Here is a 3,067-nt window from a genome sequence, read left to right as displayed (position 1 = left end):
ACTACAAGGGCGGGGATCGCACTGCTAATCCGCTGGCGCCTTACGAAGACTATCTTATCCCCACAGCCAACTATCTATTAGTCGATCAGGCCTCTACGCTTGACGCGTCTGCCACAACCCGCGGCGATGGCGGCAAGGTTATCCTGTGGGGTGACTATGCTACGCACTTCTCAGGCGAAGTCCTCGCCCGTGGTGGCGCAGAAGCAGGCAATGGCGGATTTGTCGAGGTATCAAGCCCGTATGATTTGCAGTTCCTTGGCAATGTGAACACAACAGCTGCCAATGGGCTCGGCGGTCAGCTGCTGCTTGATCCCCATAGCGTGATCATTGGGGACATCCCCTCGACGAACCCGAATTTATCAGGGGGTATCAACGAGTTCTCCAACTCTTTGATACCTAATCTTTTTGGCCCGAACACGACTGCATATCTGCCTGCTGAGCGCGTCGAACAGATGCTGCTGACAAACTCTTATGTTTGGATCTTCCTGACTACGAGTTCCGCAAGTTACGGGCGTACAGGTGCTGTCTACATAGAAAGTGATATCGTCGCTCCAGCAAACAGTTCCTACCTGGAGATCCTTTCTTACAGCGATTTCACGATGGACGTTTACCTGAATGCCACCGTAGATTTCAGCAATTCTGCGGGCTTCTTTGGGATTGGCCTTGCAGGTACAACTCCAGCCAATGCTATCTACGCTGGCTCGAACGGTAAGATCGTTGCCAACAACAACAATGTGAACCTCAGCGCGCGTTCTGTCGGGACAGCGGGAAAACCTATACCAGTCCAAATCGTGCCCGACGACGATGCAACCCAGGATACGTTTATTCAATGCGCGAACTGGGGTGAATGCTCTGACACTGGAACAAAGATCAACGTACTCGACCAATATCGCAATGATCCCGACGCCTTCCGCGCGAATATCTTCGTCTCCGTAACGCTGCGGCCCGACCAGGTCATTACACCACCAGTAGACCCTGTGGATCCGCCAGATCCGGTCGGTCCGACTGATCCCACGAACCCTCCCTCAACCGGAGGCGGCGCAACACCTGATAACGGTAACGGCGTTGGCCCTCCTGCCGTATTTGGGAACATCCCGACGAGCCGCTATTCGGCAGCTCCCAATGTCGTGAAAGCATCCCTAAATACCAATCCGACAGCTAACGCGGACGCTGCTAAGTTTCGCCAGAAGCGAGCTGATGGAATCGCAAGGGCGGGTGCCTTTTCTGACATCGGCGGATTTATTACTCAGGCACCGTTAGAACCGGCTTCAAGTCTAATCGACTACATTACAAATTGGGTATCAGGTTGGTTTGTTCAGCAGGTGGCGAGTACCGGTATGGGGGCGTCAGATGTAGGCACTAGGATGGTGGAAATCGCAGACAGCAGTGCAAACTCTTCTTATAATCCAGACGCTGCGTACGCAGAGGACCGCGTGCGACAATTAAAGAAAATGGGAATCTACGTAGAGCCATGAGGTCAATATCAGTTCTCGCAACCGTATTTTTATACAATACCGCCCTGGCTGTGGACCTACCTTCTGAAACACAACGTTTGGAGGCGTTTAAAACCTACGTGGAAAACTTGAGCGTGGAAGAAAGGTCTAAAATGAGAGCCGCCTTTCAGTTTGGTAGCGAGTGCGCACAAGATTTTTTCGCTGAGATCGAAAAGCATTCTGGAAAAACAGTATCTGAACACATCCGTTCCGTTAATATCCCGTTGCAGGATTTGGTCTCGTCCACGCTTGAGTTATGTAGTGGGCTGGCAGCAAGGACGCCGCAAATAGACCAGAAAGCGTGGCAGAAGGTGAATGATGATGCTCTCACACCAATGCTGAGGTCAGTGATCTTACTGGATGCGAGGCAACGGTAGCCGTCACAACTGAAAACACTCCTAGCCCACGATAGCATATCCGCGTCTGGCCCTGCGCCTCAAGAGTTCACTCATAGCCTCGGCGGCTTCACCTTCTGACGGGTATGGCACCACACGAACCTGTCCACCGCGCCCAACGCGTCCCCACTCCCTTACCAGCGACCACTTACCGAAGAGCGTCGGCTGCACCGTCATGCGGCAGTAACGCGCCATGTTCTGGCTGGCGTCCACGCGGGTGAGATAGACGTCGCTCACAGCTTGCCCTCCTGTGATTTTGGCCGTGCCTGGGGGAAGTAGTCGTAGAAGGTCACGCGGCTGGCATGTAGAGACTTTTGAGAGAACCAAGTTGACCCTTAGTGCCTTAGTGGGAAACAAGGATCGCGAACATGTGAACTGAGGGGGCATCCGCCCCACCAGTTCACAGACATGCCCCGGCCCAGTTCCAATTAAGGGGCGCAGTTGAGCTCACATGCGCTGCATCAAGCGTCTATTGTTGAGCGTCGACAACGAATCTTACCGCGCTTCCCAGACTACTTCATTGTGGATATCTCAGATTGTAAGTTGAAACAGTGCACGCTGGTTATATTGTTCAATCACACCCTGCATGCTGCCCTTTCGAGGCTTGTAATGCGTCTGTCTGTGGGCGTGGCTGAACTGTAAGCCACTGTAGCGCGGGGGAACGCAAGATGGATGTGCGCCGGGGACCAAATCCACTCGTGGGCGTGAAGAAGGCCGCAGGCATCAGCCGCCGAGATTTCCTTGGTGGCGCGGCAGCGACTCCTATCATTACGGCGACTACCAATCTGGCGTTGGGCGGGCCTCTGGACAAAGATTCCGGGGCGGATCTGATCTTCAGCCTTTCCAACGATGAAAAGAGTGTCGCCGTCCGCCGCGTCTCTCCGGACACATCCGTGATGCATGATGACTGGGTGCTGGAGGTCTTGGCGTTCGGACCGAACGCCCTGGTTTGACATGCACCCCGAGCGAATATGCGACCTGGGACTCCGAATCTCAGACTTTGAAGTCGGAGGGTGGCGTTTTGCGCCGCCGTTTGACGGTGCGCGGCGCGTCCTGGGGAGGGCACGTCAAGGATGCTCGTAATCAGTCGCTCGAGGTGACATTTGCTTTCGAGAGGCGGAACGGTCAACCCTGGACGATTGGCATAGAGACGAACGTCTGGCCCGGCGAGGGAAAAAC

Annotated in this window: 2 protein-coding genes and 1 pseudogene; 2 read left to right on the top strand and 1 reads right to left on the bottom strand. The window is 54.4% G+C overall.

Translation table 11 applies throughout. The features are described 5' to 3' along the window. Positions 1-1,475: pseudogene (locus A0129_RS15635) on the top strand (hypothetical protein); the annotation flags it as partial. 416 nt (positions 1,476-1,891) lie between these two features. On the opposite strand, the gene A0129_RS15895 reads toward A0129_RS15635, so the two are convergent. Beyond that, positions 1,892-2,275, bottom strand: coding sequence for a WGR domain-containing protein (locus tag A0129_RS15895; protein WP_367190013.1), 384 nt, complete (start codon positions 2,273-2,275; stop codon positions 1,892-1,894). 311 nt (positions 2,276-2,586) lie between these two features. On the opposite strand from A0129_RS15895, the gene A0129_RS15630 reads away from it, so the two are divergent. Then, complete coding sequence (locus A0129_RS15630; protein ID WP_291716311.1) at positions 2,587-2,841, top strand: twin-arginine translocation signal domain-containing protein; 255 nt, start codon at positions 2,587-2,589, stop codon at positions 2,839-2,841. Positions 2,842-3,067: the final 226 nt, after the last annotated feature.

The sequence above is a fragment of the Limnobacter sp. CACIAM 66H1 genome, assembly GCF_001601825.1.
Taxonomy (GTDB): domain Bacteria; phylum Pseudomonadota; class Gammaproteobacteria; order Burkholderiales; family Burkholderiaceae_B; genus Limnobacter.
The sequence above is the reverse complement of the archived record's forward strand: the minus strand, read 5'-3'. Positions and strand labels throughout refer to the sequence as shown.